This is a genomic window from Bifidobacterium sp. M0307, assembly GCF_016100445.1.
Lineage (GTDB): Bacteria > Actinomycetota > Actinomycetes > Actinomycetales > Bifidobacteriaceae > Bombiscardovia > Bombiscardovia coryneformis.
This window is the reverse complement of sequence record NZ_JACFSL010000001.1, coordinates 1,574,682-1,590,997: the sequence shown is the minus strand read 5'-3', so window position 1 is coordinate 1,590,997 and position 16,316 is coordinate 1,574,682. Positions and strand designations below refer to the sequence as shown.

The 16,316-nt window shown below is 61.8% G+C and carries 13 protein-coding genes and 1 tRNA gene; 3 read left to right on the top strand and 11 right to left on the bottom strand.

Annotation, left to right across the window (positions count from 1 at the left end; all coding sequences use genetic code 11):
* Positions 1-11: 11 nt before the first annotated feature.
* The 7 genes from H3V08_RS06655 to H3V08_RS06625 all read right to left on the bottom strand — a co-directional run bounded on the left by H3V08_RS06655 (position 12) and on the right by H3V08_RS06625 (position 7,731).
* Entirely contained in the window at positions 12-623 is a 612-nt protein-coding gene (locus H3V08_RS06655) for a LytR C-terminal domain-containing protein (RefSeq protein WP_033491045.1), read from the bottom strand.
* A 39-nt stretch (positions 624-662) separates the two neighbouring features.
* Positions 663-1,592 (bottom strand): 4-(cytidine 5'-diphospho)-2-C-methyl-D-erythritol kinase, encoded by a 930-nt coding sequence (locus tag H3V08_RS06650; RefSeq protein ID WP_198182027.1) that lies wholly within the window; start codon positions 1,590-1,592, stop codon positions 663-665.
* The gene (gene rsmA / locus H3V08_RS06645; protein ID WP_198182157.1) at positions 1,589-2,527 is read right to left on the bottom strand and encodes a 16S rRNA (adenine(1518)-N(6)/adenine(1519)-N(6))-dimethyltransferase RsmA; all 939 of its coding nucleotides are present in this window, start codon (positions 2,525-2,527) and stop codon (positions 1,589-1,591) included. The genes H3V08_RS06650 and rsmA overlap by 4 nt, the downstream gene beginning before the upstream one ends.
* Positions 2,527-3,954 (bottom strand): G5 domain-containing protein, encoded by a 1,428-nt coding sequence (locus H3V08_RS06640; protein WP_198182026.1) that lies wholly within the window; start codon positions 3,952-3,954, stop codon positions 2,527-2,529. The genes rsmA and H3V08_RS06640 overlap by 1 nt, the downstream gene beginning before the upstream one ends.
* Positions 3,955-4,363: 409 nt before the next feature.
* Positions 4,364-4,437: transfer RNA gene (locus tag H3V08_RS06635), tRNA-Thr, on the bottom strand.
* A 148-nt stretch (positions 4,438-4,585) separates the two neighbouring features.
* Complete coding sequence (locus H3V08_RS06630; protein WP_033491053.1) at positions 4,586-5,524, bottom strand: DsbA family protein; 939 nt, start codon at positions 5,522-5,524, stop codon at positions 4,586-4,588.
* 65 nt (positions 5,525-5,589) lie between these two features.
* Positions 5,590-7,731: a serine/threonine-protein kinase gene (locus tag H3V08_RS06625; protein WP_198182025.1), complete on the bottom strand. Its 2,142-nt coding sequence runs from the start codon at positions 7,729-7,731 to the stop codon at positions 5,590-5,592.
* A 227-nt stretch (positions 7,732-7,958) separates the two neighbouring features.
* Here H3V08_RS06625 and H3V08_RS06620 point away from each other — a divergent pair, with 227 nt between their 5' ends.
* From H3V08_RS06620 to H3V08_RS06610, 3 genes are all read left to right on the top strand, one after another.
* Positions 7,959-8,357 carry a carboxymuconolactone decarboxylase family protein gene (locus tag H3V08_RS06620; protein ID WP_198182024.1) on the top strand — a complete coding sequence of 133 codons (399 nt, stop codon included), beginning with the start codon at positions 7,959-7,961 and terminating at the stop codon, positions 8,355-8,357.
* Positions 8,358-8,687: 330 nt separating this feature from the next.
* Positions 8,688-9,815 carry an ABC transporter ATP-binding protein gene (locus H3V08_RS06615; RefSeq protein WP_033491057.1) on the top strand — a complete coding sequence of 376 codons (1,128 nt, stop codon included), beginning with the start codon at positions 8,688-8,690 and terminating at the stop codon, positions 9,813-9,815.
* Between the two features lie 200 nt (positions 9,816-10,015).
* On the top strand, positions 10,016-11,497 hold the full coding sequence (locus tag H3V08_RS06610) for a DUF4032 domain-containing protein (RefSeq protein ID WP_045921926.1): 1,482 nt from the start codon (positions 10,016-10,018) through the stop codon (positions 11,495-11,497).
* Positions 11,498-11,579: 82 nt separating this feature from the next.
* Here the strand turns inward: H3V08_RS06610 and rlmB are convergent, their stop codons facing one another.
* The 4 genes from rlmB to H3V08_RS06590 form a co-directional block, all read right to left on the bottom strand.
* Positions 11,580-12,563 (bottom strand): 23S rRNA (guanosine(2251)-2'-O)-methyltransferase RlmB, encoded by a 984-nt coding sequence (gene rlmB / locus H3V08_RS06605; protein WP_033491245.1) that lies wholly within the window; start codon positions 12,561-12,563, stop codon positions 11,580-11,582.
* Between the two features lie 49 nt (positions 12,564-12,612).
* Positions 12,613-13,344 carry a carboxymuconolactone decarboxylase family protein gene (locus H3V08_RS06600; RefSeq protein WP_198182023.1) on the bottom strand — a complete coding sequence of 244 codons (732 nt, stop codon included), beginning with the start codon at positions 13,342-13,344 and terminating at the stop codon, positions 12,613-12,615.
* 270 nt (positions 13,345-13,614) lie between these two features.
* Entirely contained in the window at positions 13,615-14,196 is a 582-nt protein-coding gene (dcd, locus tag H3V08_RS06595; RefSeq protein ID WP_033491059.1) for a dCTP deaminase, read from the bottom strand.
* A gap of 713 nt (positions 14,197-14,909) precedes the next feature.
* The gene (locus H3V08_RS06590; RefSeq protein WP_198182022.1) at positions 14,910-16,313 is read right to left on the bottom strand and encodes an MFS transporter; all 1,404 of its coding nucleotides are present in this window, start codon (positions 16,311-16,313) and stop codon (positions 14,910-14,912) included.
* Between the last annotated feature and the right edge of the window lie 3 nt (positions 16,314-16,316).

Here is a 16,316-nt window from a genome sequence, read left to right as displayed (position 1 = left end):
GGGAATCCCGATCAGGCCTTGGGCGCCTCGGGCAGGTCTTTCATGCTTGCCGGATCGGCCACACACCCCTTGATGCCTTCGATGTCCTTGCCGACCGTGGAGGATTTGTCTTCATCGTTCAGGTCGTTGAAGGTTGCTCCGATGACCACATCGACCAGGTCATCACTCCGGTCGTCCATGATCATGATGGCGTCGTTGAACTGGGTCGCGACCGTATAACCACGGTCGATGCCCTGGATGCCGAAACGGATTTCGGTGCGTGCCGTCTCCGTCTTGTTGGGGTAGTCGCCGACCCCCTGCATGTTGAAACCGCGATTACGCAGGGCAGCTGCCACGGCCGTGCCCAGGCCGGATTTGCTGGTTCCGTTGAGGACCCTGATACGGATATCGGGGTGGTTGACCAGCTTGGAATCCTGGGGGGGACAGGGCAGACTGACCCCATAGTTGGGCTTGACGACCTTGCTTTCCTTGGTGGAGCGACCCACGGTACCGAAGATGACCAGACTGGCGACAATCATGATGACCACCAGGGCACAGACCGCGATGGTGAATACCATCTTCTGCCTGCGCCTCACGAACTGTCGGCGAGCCTCACGTTCATCGAGTGGTTCGGGATTCGTCATGGTCCACCTTCCGCAAATTACCTAGTCAACACTCTACCTTCAATGGGTGACGCTCACCGGTCTCACGACGGGTGCGACCGGTGAGTCGGCTTCGATGATCCAGTCCACGGCGCCTTCCCGCTCCCAGATCGCTTTCAGGGTCGCTGCCCTGTCCCCTTCGGGAACCATGGCGACCACTGAGGGTCCTGACCCGGAGATGAAGGCGGGGCCGGCTCCGAAGCCGCGGGCCAGGTCAAGGGCAAGACCTGAGCGAGGATGGAGGGTGCAGGCGGCCAGCTCCAGGTCGTTGAGGTCGTTGTGGCCCGACCCAACCTCGTCGAAAGTCCGGTAGACACGGGCCGTGCTGAGTTCCTTCTCGTAGGCACCGATCAGCATATGCCCGGTGAGCCCGGTCTCGGTCAGTCGGGCGACTTCGGTGCCGTGAGTATCCAGGGGAGTCAGTTTCTGGCCGAAGTCGGCCCCCTTGCAGATGCCGCCATGCAGGCAGAAGGGAAGATCGGCACCCAGGTCCGCGGCGATTGGTTCCAGGCTGGTCATAGGGAGACCGAGTCCCCAGAGCTTGTTCAGGCCCAGCAGGGTACCGGCGGCATCGGTCGATCCTCCGGCCAAGCCTGCACCGACCGGTATGCGCTTGGTGATGTGGATGGAGACGTCAGGCTGGTGACCGGTGGTTCCGGCCAGGGCCAGAAGGGCCTTGACGGCCAGGTTGGCTTTGGGGTCGGCATGGCCGTCGGCCAGATCGCCCAGGTGGTCCCCCTCCAAGGTCAGCGCGAAGCCGGAGCCCGGTTCCCGCAAGGTCAGGTCGACCCGGTCATGGAGGCTGATGGCGCTGTAGATCGTATCCAGTTGGTGGCGGCTACCCCACTCATCACGACTGGGCCCGACTTTCAGCCTCAGGTTTATCTTGGCCGGGCAGTCCAGGCTTATGCTTCTGCCGGTTGGTTGTCCGGCTTCTTCCGGTTGTGTCATTCCTCCGTCTCCCGGCAGGCCCGGGCCAGGGCGGCGAACTCTTCCACGCGCATGGTCTCGCCGCGCCGCGTGGGGTCTATGCCGGCCTCGGTGAAAGCCTCGGGGGGTACCAACCCCTTCAAGGCCGCATGGAGGGTCTTGCGCCGTTGCCCGAAGGCGGCATCCACCAGGGCAAAGACTTCTTTTCGCTGGGACTCCACGGCTTCCGGCGAGGTGGACGGCGCGGTTGCACGGGTGAAGGAGACCAGGGCCGAGTCCACGTTCGGTGCTGGCCAGAAGACATTGCGCCCGATTCGGCCTGCGGATTCGGCCCGTCCGTACCAGGCCAGCTTCAGACTGGGGGCCCCGTAGACCTTGGACCCGGGGGAGGCGACCAGGCGATCGGCCACTTCTTTCTGCACCATGACCAGGAAGCGATTCAGGTTGGGGAAGCGCTCCAGCAGGGTCAGGATGATAGGTGTGGCCACGTTGTAGGGGAGGTTGGCCACCAGGGTCAGGCTCCCTGCTGCCGCCAGGTCGGCTTGGTTGTCCGCGGACAGTGTCAGGGCATCCCTGTTGATGACCGTGAGGCGGTCTTGGGCGTCGGGCATGAAGTCGGCGATCGTTTCGGGCAGGCGGGTGGCCAGAGCGGGATCGATCTCGACGGCCGTTACCTTGCTGCCGGCTTCCAGGAGGCCGAGAGTCAGAGAGCCCAGCCCCGGTCCGACCTCCAGAACCGGGTCATTGGCGCCCACCTCGGCCAGACGGACGATTCGGCGCACGGTTCCGGGGTCGATGACGAAATTCTGTCCCAGTCGCTTGGTGGGGTGGATCCCGGCCAGGTCGGCTATGCGGCGGATATCCGCAGCTCCGAGGAGGTGTCCGGTCTCGGCCTGGTCCGTATCGGTGGTGTGGGTGATCTGGTCGCCCTGTGCATCTGGGGTGGGCAGGGGCATCAGTACCATCCGGTCTGTTCCGAGTGCCGCCAGGCCCCGCTGGGGTTGCCGTACCTGCCGGCGATATAGCTCAGGCCCCAATCAATCTGAATGGCTGCGTCATCACGCCAGGCGGCACCAGCCGATGCCATCTTGCTGCCAGGTAGGGATTGGGGTATTCCATAGGCGCCCGAGTACTGATTCTCCGCGTACCAGAGCCATCGCGATTCCCTGTTCCAGAGTTTGACCAGGTCATCGAACTGGCTTCCGACCCATCCCCTCTGTGCTGCGGCTCCCGCTGCGTAGGTCATGGCCGCTTCCGGAGAGGCGTGCCAGAGTCCGCTACTTGGTGTCGGTGGCGTTGGTGGTGTTGGTGGTGTCGGGGTGGGAGGGGCCGGGGGCCGGACTGGCTCGGGTGGTTGTGCGGGTTGCGGATTCTGGGTCGGCTGTGCGGGTTCGGTCGGTCTGGAGGTCTGGGGAGGGGTGGTGGGCTGGGTCGGCTTATCCTGGTCGGAGTCCTGCTTCGACTCGTTCTTATCCTTGTTCTTGCCCTTGTCCCCATCATCCGTCTTGCCTTGGTCCGGTTTGGTCTCCTGCTTGTCCGGACCGATGGCCACCACCTGGTCGATGGGCATGCTGACGGTCTCTTCCTTGACTACGCTCTCGGATTCCGCCTCTCCATCCACATAGGTGACCTGTATGGTCTCCTGCTTCTCTCCGTCGACGCCCTGCTGGCGAATCTCAATCTGCCCCGGGGCCAGATTAGGGTCAATCACCGTTCGGATCCCAAAGGCCAGGGGGGTGCTTCTGACGGTCTCTCCGTGGGTGACGCGTCGTACCCGCAGGACCGTGGTGTCCTGGTCCTTTTCGACCGAGACGCGATCCTCCTTGCCCAGGACTATCCCCTTGGAATCGAGGATGGAAGCCGCTGGCAGCTTGCCGTTTGGGGCCACGGAGCTCTTCCCGTCGGCAATGACCGTCACAGGCCCTTCCTGGTTGATGACCAGACCGCCGGTCAGCTGGTTGTAAACGTTCTTCACGTCCACGGTGACCTTCATGGCGTTGCGTTGGTTGGCCTCGAAGAAGCCAAGGAGCTGGTTGACGCTGGTGGCCGTGGTCCAGAAGGCAACCTGCTGCCCCTGGATGTTGATTGTGGTCTGGTATGCGGAACGGACGGTAACCACATCGTGGTTGCGAAGCTGTCCGCCAGAGGTCGAATCGACCAGGTCGTGGGTCTTGACCTTGACCCCGGCCTGTTTCAGGAGTCCGTCCACGCTGTAGGCATAGGTATTGATGGTGCGCGTCTGCCCATTGACGCTCAGGGATACGCTCTTGTGGGCCGTGAGGCCGAAGGTGATGGTCATTGCCACGACGGTCAGGATGGCGCACAGAGCCACGCGTACCCGTCTCTGTACGATGAACCGCCGCGGTGTCCAGCGTCTGGCCATCCCGTCTCCCTCCGAACCTGAAGTCGTCTGGTGTACCCTCCCGTGAATCTTAGCGGGTAACGGCTCGGTCCCGGCTGTGGGGGCGACAAGAGCCAGATAAATGTACACATTTGATGGGACCTGAGATAGCAGAAGAGCCCGGTCGGCCATCGTGGTCGACCGGGCTCTTCCGGGTCGCGCGGTTTTGCTCGCGGACCTAACGAGGAGAGGACGGGAATGAAGGGGAATGATCCCGTCCCCCAATACGGAGCGGAGATGGTTGGGGAATGACTCCGGTCCGTACCTTCGAAGGCTGAGCCTTCGAAATGACTTACTCGAGGGAAGCTCTGTAGTTATCTTTAAATATCCTATCGCAACCTGTAGAAAATTGAACCTCTTGCGGGGAATCAACGCAATTCCGTTACGAATGAGCCTCCTGTCAGATTCGAACTGACGACCTGCCGCTTACAAGGCGGCTGCTCTGGCCAACTGAGCTAAGGAGGCGGTCCTGTTCCGACAGACACAGGTCTCAATACAGTGGATTATCCTAACACCATCCATGCACTGCCGGGAACGCTCTCTTTGCGCGAACACACATCCTGCATGGGATTGAGAGAGCGAGCCGGCGTTCCGTGCGTATGCGCGAGGGGTGTTACAAGGCCAGTGGGCTGCCCTTGGGGCCGATTGAAGGCAGGACATCATCCTGGCCAACCTGCTCGGGGTCGAGGCCTATGGCCTTGAGGAGCCCGGCCTTGTAGTCCAGTCCGGACGTGGAGAGTTGCCCCAGGTCCCAGAAGGTCCCGTTGATGCGGACGGTCGGTGTGGACATCTGTCCCTTGTTGTGCCCCGAGGTATTCCACAATTCCTTACGGGTCGGGGTGTACTTGTCCAAAGCACTCAGCCACGCCCTGTACTCGCCCTTGAGGGAACGGTCTGCCATCTCTGGGCTGATGCCGGCCTTGATGGCCTGCTGGCGGATCTGCTTGTCGCTGACCGGCTTGTAGTTCTCCTCGTCGGGCTGGAAGTCCTTGTCGTAAAGACTGGCCATGAAGGGCAGGAAGTGATCCGGATCGTTCTGCGCGATGTAGACCGCGGCGGAACCTGCACGGGATGAGTACTCGTCGGTGGTGAGTCGGTCCATGAACGACATGGGGTAGATGACCAGGTTGATCTGCCCGGCCTTCACCATGGCGGTCAGGGTGGAGTCCAATCCGCGATGAAGGGCACCGCAGCCCGGGCACATGAAGTCCATGTAGATCTCCACCGTGGGGGCCTGCTCAACCGACTTGTCCACTCCGGCCTTGCTGATCAGTATGCCGCCCTTGTCGTTGGCGACCGAGGGCTTCACCTTGACCTTCTGGACGGTCTCGTAGGCGTTTTCCACCTTGACCGGCTTGTGGCTGTTCCAATAGAGGAATCCGCCCAGGGCAATCAGGGCCACCACCACGATGGTGACGATAAGTCCGATCAGGGTCTGCTGCTTGCGTTCCCGGGCGGCCTCCTGCTGGCGGGCCTCCTCCTCGGCCCGGAGCCTGGCCTTGCGGTTCTGCTGCTGCCTGGCCTGGGTGGACTGGCGGCTGGACTTGGACATGTCACGGGTCCTTTCATTTGAATACTGAGCAAAGTCTAATCGCGGTCCATGAGGTCGAGGACGGATTACGAGTGAAGAATGGGTATAGGTGACCAGTCCATGGAAGGATGCAGGGCGACCAGGGTCAGGACGGCGGCCAGAACGAGTACCCAGACCAGGACCATGGTCCAGGCCCGGCGATGGCCCTTGGGCTTGGATGAGGCGGATTCGGTCTCCGATTGGTCCTGCATGGCCTGTGGGTCGGTGCTCGGATTGACCGCCTGGTCAACGGCACCCAGGGGGAGCCAGCCTGCACCAAGGCGGACCATGTAGGCCCATCCGGCCGCCTTCTTGGCATCCGGTCCGGTCTCCCCGACCAGTACGGTGGAGAGCCAACCCACCATGGTTGCCAGCCCCATGGTCAATCCCACCAGGGAGAGGGGGGCTCCTGCCGGAAGAGGGAAGCGCAGGAGGTGCCCGCCCAGGTTTATATACCCCGAAACCGTTGTCTGTCCGCCAAGCCAGGTGGCCAGTGCGCCGATTACCAAGACCACCAGGGCCAGGATGAGGATGCGGGGGAGGCTGAGCAGAAGGGCCTTGAGCAGGTGCCAGGGCAGGGCGGCCGCATTCAGGGCCCGGTCATGCCCCCTGCGTTGGCCTCCCCGCTTCAGCTCCCGATTGATCTGGCCCTGCAGACTCAGGCCGGCGGTACCCAGGAACCACATCAGCATCCACGCCAGGATCAGGGCGGAAATGGGGGCCACCAGAGCCATGAGGGCCGGAATGAAACCGATGATGACCAGTACCGCTGTGCCGGCATGGAGATAACGGGTCTGTCGGATTAGGGCTGGAGGCTCCTGAGCCTGGGGCTGATCGCCCAGCCAATGACCGGTGTCCTCCGGGGGGAGGGGACTGGCGGCCGGCAGGGGCGGACCCTGGTAGCTCGTGGCCTGGGCGTCCTCCATATCGGACTGCGGTTGGCGGTCGTCCCATACCCCCTGGGGGAAGGCGTGGGTCTGCAGCATCTGGGTTCCGCCCAACCGGGTGGTTTCCTCGGGGTCGTCACGGCTGAGCGCATCCAGGGTGGCGGTGGCTTCATCGGCAGAGGACCAGGCCATACGGGGATTGCCCTGGGCCGGAATCACGGACGTTCCTGCTTCCAGGGTTCGGGTTTCGGGGTCAGACAACGGTATGGCAGGCTCTACCACCTGTGTGGCAGGTTCCACCACCTGGGTCGGTTCTTCCTGTCCCGAGTCATCCCTTGAAGAGCTTGCGCCAAAAGGGCGCACCCCCTCCTTCCGAGTGCCTTGATCCTGGGCCGGCTGATGTGTTGTGTTGTCTCCTGTGGCAATTCCGGAGCCCCCAGCGCCGGGGTCCATGGCATCCCTGGTGATGGCGCCCAGGAGGTCTTCGGGGCTGCAACGGGAATCGCGGTCAGGGGAGAGGGCCGCCCTGAAGGCCTTCATGGTGTCGAGGGGCAATCCGGACAGGTCGGCATTGCCCGAGGCCTCCCGCTCCAGGACCGCCATCATGGGTTTGCTGCCGAACACGGGCTTGCCGGTGGCGGCGAAGGCCAGGACCGCCGCTGTGCTCCACCAGTCCGTACCCTGGTCGGATTCGGCCCCGTCGATGATTTCAGGGGCGATGAATCCCGGGGTTCCCATGACCAGCCCCGTTCGGGTAACGTGGCTCTCCCCCTGGCCCATGGCGATGCCGAAGTCGACCAGGACCGGCCCCGAGGCCGAGATCATCACGTTGGTGGGCTTGATGTCACGGTGGACGATGCCCGCCCGGTGAACAGCCCTGACCGCATCGATCATCTTGCTGGTCAGCCGTTCGAGGTCATCGCCCGTATAGGGACCATTGGCCGCCACATCATCCCGGAGGTTCCGCCCCTCAATCAGCTCGGTCACGATGAATGCCAGGGCATCATCGAGCTCCATATCGACTATCTGGCAGACCCCGGGATGGTTAATTCGCTTCAGGGACAGGGCCTCGCGGCGCAGGCGCTCGCGGGCGGAGGCTCGGTCGCGGGCTTCGGGACTGTCGGGCCGGTCCTGGTCATCCTCCGTCAGGGACTCCCGCAGGATCTTCATGGCGTAGTCCTGGCCTCCGTCATCCCTGGCACGCCAGACGGACCCCATGGCACCGCCGCCAAGGGGTTCAATCAGGGTGTAGCCCCCAACCAGCCGACCCGGTTCCAGATTCAGCCCTTCAAGATCACTCATATCTCCATTGTGCCCCGACTTGGTGAAAAGGACCTGATTCAGGCTTTCGGTCGTTTCCCTCCTCTCCGTGTGAGGATGCCTCCGCGAAGAAATCGAATCCTGGTGGAGGCCGGCCCCTGGTCGGTCGGGTGGCCAGGTGCTCTGAGGGGACAAATCGGTCTTTGCAAATAGTCGCTGATACAATATTCGCGAAGGGGAAATCTTACTAAGTAAGGAAAAGGAACTTCATGGAAGCTTCGCGTTTTGAGCAAGGATCAGAGGCCCTGGCAGCCATCGATGGCAAGGGAGGTCAGGATGTCATCGACTCCCTGCAGGATATAGCGCCCGACCTGGGTCGTTGGATTGTCGAATTCGCCTTTGGCGACATATACACCAGGGAGGGGCTCAGCCTGCAGCAGCGGGAGCTGGTCACCATAGGCAGCCTGGTCACACAGGGAGATACGGCCCCGCAGCTGGCTGTTCACATCCAGGGTGCCCTGAATGTTGGGCTGAGCAAGGAGTCCGTCATCGAAGCCATCCTCCAGTGCGTGCCCTACGTGGGCTTCCCGAGGGTCATCAATGCCATCAATGTGGCACGGAAGGTCTTTGCAAGTGCCGATGAGGATTCCACCGAGTCCAAGGCCTGAGTAGGAACGACCTCCTCGCACTTGCCTGAGTCGCACCGGCTTGGCAATCCCGCGAGCGCAAATCCCCCAGTCGCTGTGATGCAACAGTGGCTGGGGGATTTGAATAGTCCGGCGCCAAGGCCGATGAGAGCCGACAAATGGGCGCGAACCGAGATCGATCCTTGGTGTATAGTGATAAGTGGCTCGAGGGAGAGTTTCTCTTAACCGACAAATAAAAACCGTTGTGCGACACGGCCGAAGTTGGCTTGGTCTCAAGACGGAAACCACAGTGAAAAATCAACCCTTCACTACGGATCGTTCGGCACGTACCTGCCGATGAAAGGATGAACAATGGCAGAAGTGGTATTCGACCACGTCACTCGTATCTACCCGGGCAATGATGAGCCCTCGGTGAGTGACCTCAGTCTTGATATCAAGGACGGCGAGTTCCTGGTCCTGGTTGGCCCCTCCGGTTGCGGCAAGTCCACAACCCTGCGCATGCTGGCCGGCCTGGAGGAAGTCAACAAGGGGCGCATCCTCATCGGTGACACGGATGTCACGACCATGCAGCCCAAAGACCGTGACATCGCCATGGTCTTCCAGAACTACGCCCTCTACCCCCACATGACCGTTGCCGACAACATGGGCTTCGCCCTGAAGATTGCCGGGACGCCCAAGGACGAGATTCGCCAGCGGGTCGAGAAGGCGGCTGAGGTCCTCGACCTCACCGAGTACCTGGATCGCAAGCCCAAGGCACTGTCCGGTGGTCAGCGCCAGCGTGTGGCCATGGGTCGTGCAATCGTGCGCCAGCCCAAGGTCTTCCTGATGGATGAGCCTCTTTCCAACCTGGACGCCAAGCTCCGTGTGCAGACCCGTACACAGATTGCCGCCCTGCAGCGTCAGTTGAACGTCACCACCCTGTACGTGACCCACGATCAGACCGAGGCCCTCACCATGGGCGACAGGATTGCGGTCATCAAGCTGGGTATCCTGCAGCAGGTCGGCGCTCCCACCGAGCTCTATGACCGCCCTGAGAACGTCTTCGTGGCCGGCTTCATCGGCTCGCCTTCGATGAACATCAACATTCACCCGGTCGTCAACGGTCAGGCCAAGATTGGTGAGGATACCGTCAGCCTGCCCCGCGAGGCCGTCGACAAGCTGACTCCCGAGGACGAGGGCAAGATCGTCGTGGGCTTCCGCCCCGAGGATGCCTCCCTGGCCGGCCCCTCCGAACCTGACGCCTTCTCCCTGAAGGTCGCCAATGTCGAGGACCTGGGTTCCGACGGATACATCTACGGCAACATTCTGACCGACGACAGTGCAGCCGAGCAGGCTACCGTTATGTCCGACCAGAACAAGCTGACTACAATCCGCGTCAGCCCGCGTGCCCTGCCGAAGGTCGGCGATGTGGTGAAGATCCACATCGATCCTGCGAAGATGCACCTCTTCTCTCCGGCCACCGAGCTGCGTCTGAACTGATTGCACCGGGATTCGTGCGGTCGGGTCCAAAGGATCGGATTCGTCCGCACGGTCCCTTTTCCTCTTCCCTTTCCTATTGGTCGGGTGACCAGGAGCCCTGTGCGACAGGTTCGCGCGGGGCTCTTCCCGTGTGGGAGGGGCGACGATTAGATTGGTGAAGCATGACCAGTGTGAATATCAACCGGGCCACCGCAGCCTCCATGGATCCCAGGGCCGTCCAGGCCACATCCATACAGGTGCCGGATTCCTCCCAGCCTGAACGGGAACCCGCCGCCCTGCACATCACCGCCTCAAGTTCCAATCCGAAGATGTTCACCCTGCCCTGGGAGGATCCACTGGCGACCTGGCCCCAGGAGCTTCTGGCCAATCTGCCCCGCGGCATCTCCAGGCACGTGGTCCGCTTCGTCCATGTGGGCGATGACGTATATGCCATGAAGGAGATTACCCAGCGGGTGGCCGAACGGGAGTATGAGCTGCTCCGTAAGCTCCAGAAGCTGGAGCTGCCCACGGTCAATCCGATTGCCGTGGTCACCGGGCGTCACACCCGGGATGGGCAACCCCTGGAGGCCATGCTGGTCACACAGCATCTGAAGTTCTCCCTGCCCTACCGTGCACTCTTTGCGCGCAACCTCCGCCCCGATACGGCCGAACGTCTGATTGATGCCCTGGCGGTCCTCCTGGTCAGGTTGCATCTTGGCGGTTTCTATTGGGGTGACGTATCCCTGTCCAACGTGCTCTTCCTGCGTGACGCAGATGCCTTCTCGGCCTTCCTGGTTGATGCCGAGACCGGTGACCTCCATGCCAGCCTGACCGATGGTCAACGCGAGTACGATATCGACCTGGCCAGGACCAATATCATCGGCGAACTGATGGATCTCCACTCGGGCAATCTCCTCTCCGGCGATGTGGACGAGGTGGATGTGGGCAACCGTCTGGTCGACCGCTACCATTCCCTGTGGAGTGCCCTGACCGACGTCGACAGCTTCGACCCTGACGAGATGTGGAAGATCGAACGCAGGGTCAACAAGCTCAACGACCTGGGCTTCGATGTGGATGAGCTTGAGATGAAGACCGAGGAGGACGGGAACCGTGTGCTGGTGCGACCCAGGGTGGTCGATGCCGGGTACGCCTCCCGCAAGCTTCTGCGCCTGACCGGCCTGGATGTTCAGGAGAACCAGGCTCGTCGCCTCCTGAACGATCTGGATGCCTATCGGGCTTCGACCTGGCGGCAGGGCGAGGATCTGGAGATTGTGGCGACCGATTGGATGCGCGAGGTCTTCGAGCCCACCGTTCGGATGATACCGTCCGAGTACCGCAGCCAAATCGAGCCGGCCCAGTTCTTCCATGAGGTCCTGACCCATCGTTGGCGCCTGGCGGAGAAGGCCGGGCATGATGTACCCATGGCCGAGGCCGTACAGAGCTACATCAAGGAGTCCCTGCCTGAATACAGGTTGGACTCGGAAGATATGAAGACCATCAACGAAGAAGCCGACTCCGGTGTCGTGGATGATGAGATGCACTGGAAGCAGCGCGGAGACGGTGGGAGGGGTGAAACCGTCGGAAGTGATGACGACCGAAGCGACCCAGTCAATCCGGTCTTCGGGGGCGGACTCACCCCGGGAAGTCTGGAGGCCGCCGCTGACCAGGATGATCAGGATGCTGCGGTCTGGGCTTCCAGCTGATGAACCAGGTCTGATGACAATTCAGCCGACCACGGGGTTGAACGCCCGTGGTCGGCTGAATTGTTCTGACGGCCCTGCCTGTCTACTCGACGGACTTGCGCCGGGCCGTGGAGACGGCATAGAGGCTGATACCTGCCGCCACTGAGGCGTTAAGGGATTCGACCGAGCTGGAGATGGGGATGGAGGCCAGGGCATCACAGCTTTCACTGACCAGGCGGCTCAGCCCCTTGCCTTCGGAACCCAGAACCACGATCAGGGGGTCGGTTTCAAAGCCGGTCTCACCGACGATTGCCTGGCCTTCGCCTGCCAGACCAACGGCATAGTAGCCGCGCTCCTTAAGTCCCTGGATGGCCTTGGTCAGATTGACCACCCTGGCTACGGGCATATGGGCTGCCGCCCCGGCCGATACCTTCCAGGCGGCTGCGGTGACCGAGGCGCTGCGCCGTTCGGGCAGGATGACACCTGAAGCCCCGAAGGCGGCGGCCGAGCGGATTACGGCTCCCAGATTCTGTGGGTCGGTCACCCCGTCCAGGGCGATGAAGAGCGGACGGGCGTTGACCCTTGCGGCTCCGCTGGCCTTGCTCAGGGCGGAGGCGTGCTTCTCGGCCCTGTCCACCAGCTCCTGCAGGGAGGAGTACTGGTAGGGCTGCACCTTGAGGACCACACCCTGGTGGTTGCTGGACCGGGCAATCCGGTTCATTTCAAGGCGGTCGGCCTCAAGGAGGTTCAGTCCCTCCTGTCCGGCCAGGCGGACGATCTCCCGGGTTCGGTCGTCGTGTTCCATGCGCGCAGCCAGGTAGAGCTGGCTGGCTGGCACCCCTACACGCAGGGCCTCAAGTACGGCATTCCGGCCGATGACCAGGTCATCGGAATCCGAGGTGAATCGGTCGGCACGGCGCCGCGCTGCCAGGCGAGGGTCCGCAGCCTGGCGGCGCTGGGCCGCCTGCTTGGCCTTGTATGCCTTGTGATATACCCGATCCTCGGCCTTGGGGGTGGGCCCCTTGCCTCGAAGCTTGTTGCGGTGCTTGCCGCCCGAACCCTTGGTCGGGCCTTTCTTCATAGCCATGTTCTCCATATTAGGGGCAGGCGGGAACCTGCCGGCCCCGTGCAGAGTCTCAACCCAGGGCGGACACCTCGGTGAGATCGGGGAAGTCCAACCACTCGGCTGGTGATTCGCCCTTGCTGGTAGGGGTGATGGCGATGTGGGTCATGGAGGAGTTCTTCGAGGCCCCATGCCAGTGCTTGACGCCGGCCGGGCAGAAGACCACATCGCCAGGCTTGAGTGGCCGGGGTTCCTGCCCCTCCTCCTGCTCCCAACCCAGTCCGGACGTAACCAGGAGGAGTTGCCCATGGGGGTGGATGTGCCAACGGTTGACGCATCCGGGGGCAAAGGTGACGTTTCCTGCCGGGCACTCCACACCCGGCTCCGTCAGATGCCGCAGCCATACATGGCCGGTGAAGTTGGGTCCGTCAGCGGGGTCACCCAGAGGATACGGCCCGGAGTCGGGAAGGGTGCTGGTCGGGGTTTCGTCGCCGTATATCTCCTTGGCCAGGTTGAAGGCGCTCCAGGCCTTGGGCCAGCCTGCGTAAAAGGCCAGATGGGTGATCAACTCCACCATTTCTGACTTGGTGACCCCATTGCGTCTGGCTATGTTCATATGGCTCTCCAGCTGAGGGAAGAGTCCCATCGCCATCAGGCCGGCACAGGTGATCATACTGCGGTCGTGGGCGGAGAGCTCCTCCTCCCGGGACCACACCTCGCCGAAGAGTACATCGTCATTGAGATGGGCGAAGAGCGGTGCGAAGTCACCGAGCATGTCATGCCCGGCTGTCTGTTTGATTGCCATCTGGTTCCTCCTTCTTCCGGTCCCCGGTTCATACTGCCGACAATCGGGGGCGATGTCGATTCGTCCCCGCCGGGCGAACCGGCGGAGCGTCTGACTCGGAGCAGGGCAAGGCCTCAGGGGTGCAATGGTCACTTGCGTGCCTTGAAGGCGAGTGCATGCTTCACTGCATGTATACGCCTTCAAGTGGGCTTGAAGTCAAACGGATGAATCAGAAGAGAGGGGGGGGGAATCCGCCCCGCCCCTGGCACCTGGGAGGGTCAGGGGCGGGAATCAGCTGGAGACGTCGGCCTTGTAGAAGTCGACATAGGAACGTGAGGGGGTGGGGCCCCGCTGACCCTGGTAGTGGGAGCCGTTGTGCTTTGATCCGTAGGGGAATTCGCTGCCAGAAGTGAGTTCGAAGAAGCACATCTGTCCGATTTTCATCCCCGGCCACAGTTTTACCGGCAGGTTGCTGACGTTCGACAGCTCCAAGGTGATATGCCCCTCGAAGCCGGGATCGATGAAGCCGGCCGTGGAATGGGTGAGGATGCCGAGACGCCCCAGCGAACTCTTGCCTTCCAAACGGGCGGCCAGGGTGGAGTCGATTTTTATGTACTCCCAGGTTGAGCCCAGTATGAACTCACCAGGGTGGAGAATCCAGGGATCGCCCTGGCGCACTTCGAACTGCTCGGTCAGTGCACCCTGGTCTTCGGCCGGATCCACATAGGTGTACTCGTGATTGTTGAAGACGCGGAAGTACTTATCGAGACGAACATCAATACTGGCAGGCTGGACCATTTGCGGTGTCCATGGGTCCAGGGCGAGGTGCCCTTCATCATGGGCTTTCAATATGTCACGGTCGCTGAGCAGCATGTGCCTGTTCTCCTTTTGCAATTCACTCTTAAGCCGATGCCTCTACAATACTGAGATGTTGCGAGATGCGTGAGCATGAGTCATGTATCAGTCTACAGTGCCGGGAGTTGGGTCTGATTCCTGGGGCGCTTTGGCGGTAACCTGCGTACTGCATGCCGGGGCTCGGTAGGCCCTGATTCCGGGTTGTCAGCACTTTTTCAGGTAATCCCATCGTCTTCCCAAGGTCTCCGGTGTTTACTGTAATTGTCGGCAGTTAGTACCGCCGATCGGATGTCATTACGACATTTGCATAACTGATTTCCCTTTCTTCTCTCTGACCCGGCGGACCCAACTCCCGCCGGGTCTCTCTTATATGCGGTCCGTCGCTCCGTCTGGGAAGTTCCATCCTGGCGGACAAGGGTTGTCGCCCCACCCCTGCCTGCTCGTGGTATGTTCGCTTTCCCATGTCAGGAGGTATGAAAAAGGCCCCGTCCGTTATGGCAATGACGGGGCCTTCCAAAGGGGGAGGGGAGTGGCGGTTACGTCTCCGGCGGCTGAGGGAAGAGGGGGATATTACGATGCCGAAGGCATACCCACCGATGCTTCCTCCCCGGTATACATGGCCAACTCCGCGACAGGGGTTAGCGGGCGGTATTGGGGTACCGCCGACGTCCTGGTCGTGGCGTTGACCAAATCCTGATATTGGTGTTCGTGGGAAGTCTTGCTGTTCTTGGTTACTGGTTCTTGGGGGCCTTGGAAGACATGTTCCGATGGAAGATCAGAACAATGACCAGGGCCAGGGCCGCTGTCAGGCCCATTACCCAGAACATGTTGGCCGCCTGGGCCGGAGCGCCGGGCTCAACGCCAAGGAAGCCGCGTGAACCGAAGCTCTGGTTGGACATCAGCCCGCTGTATACGGCCATACCGATGGAGGCAGAGGTGTTCATCATCAGGTCGCCGATGCCGATTCCGCGTCCGTTCTGGTCCACCGGCAGGGTGGCCGAGAAGGAGTCGTAGAGCGGGGTGTACGACATGGTGATACCTGCGATGAAGACGCATGCCAGGGCGGTCAGGGTCCAGAAACCGGAGGAGATGAAGATGGCCGAGCCGATGCTGCCCACAATCATCAGTGCCGCCGAGAGGACCAGCATGGGGAGCCTGCCGATGGTCGAGAGAATCGAGCCGGACACGCAACCCACCAGGGTGGCCACCAGGTAGACGATGGTCAGGCAGATCGAGACCTGCTTCAGTGAGATCTGGTAAATCTGGTCACCGATCACGTTGTAGATCGGCACGCAGGCGAAGTTGAAGAAGTAGAAGACGAAGAGGGCCAGGAGCACCGACATGTAGGCCCCGTTGGTCACGAACTTCCGGCTCAGGAAGGGGTTGCTGCCCTTCCAGACATAGACCGCGAAGACAGCGATCAGGATGGCCAGCACAGCCAGCATCCAGGCGGCCGGGAAGGAGAAGTAGATGGCCACGAACCCGGCGATGAAGGCGAAGAGGGCGATGCCGAACGCATCGATCCGCTCTCCCTTGACGCTGGTGTCGGGGGTGTTCTTCAGGACCTGGGGAATGAGCAGGACGGAGATCAGGGGGACCAGGAAGAGGTACTTCCAGTCGATGGAGGTGATCAGGCCACCTGCGAAGATGCCCACGGCCGATGAGGCGTAGTAGACGGCGTTGAAGACACCCAGATAGAAGGCGCGCTCCTTGTCGCTCAGGTACTTCATGGCCATGACCAGGAAGACCGAGCCTGCCACCTGGCCGCCTGCGGTCTGGATCATGCGGGCCAGGACCACGGCCCAGAAGTTAGAGGCGCCAAAGAAGCCCAGGAGGCTGCCGATGATCAGGGCGCCGACCCCGAAGAGGGTCATCTTCCGGGGGGAGATGTAATCGCAGAGTGTCCCGTAGAGCATGCAGACCACACCCAGGACGATGCCGGGCAGGGTGCTGATGAGGGAGGCATTCGCGGACATTCCCAGGGAATCGCCTACGTTCTGGAAGACCAGGTTGAAGGCCTGGATCATCAGGGTGCCCAGGAGGAAGATGGTCAGGAGGGCGGGCAGGGCGCGCTTGGTCCTGACCCTGTTCTCATCGGCTTCGGTGGTGTTCACCGTTTCGGCTGTTTCGCTCATCGT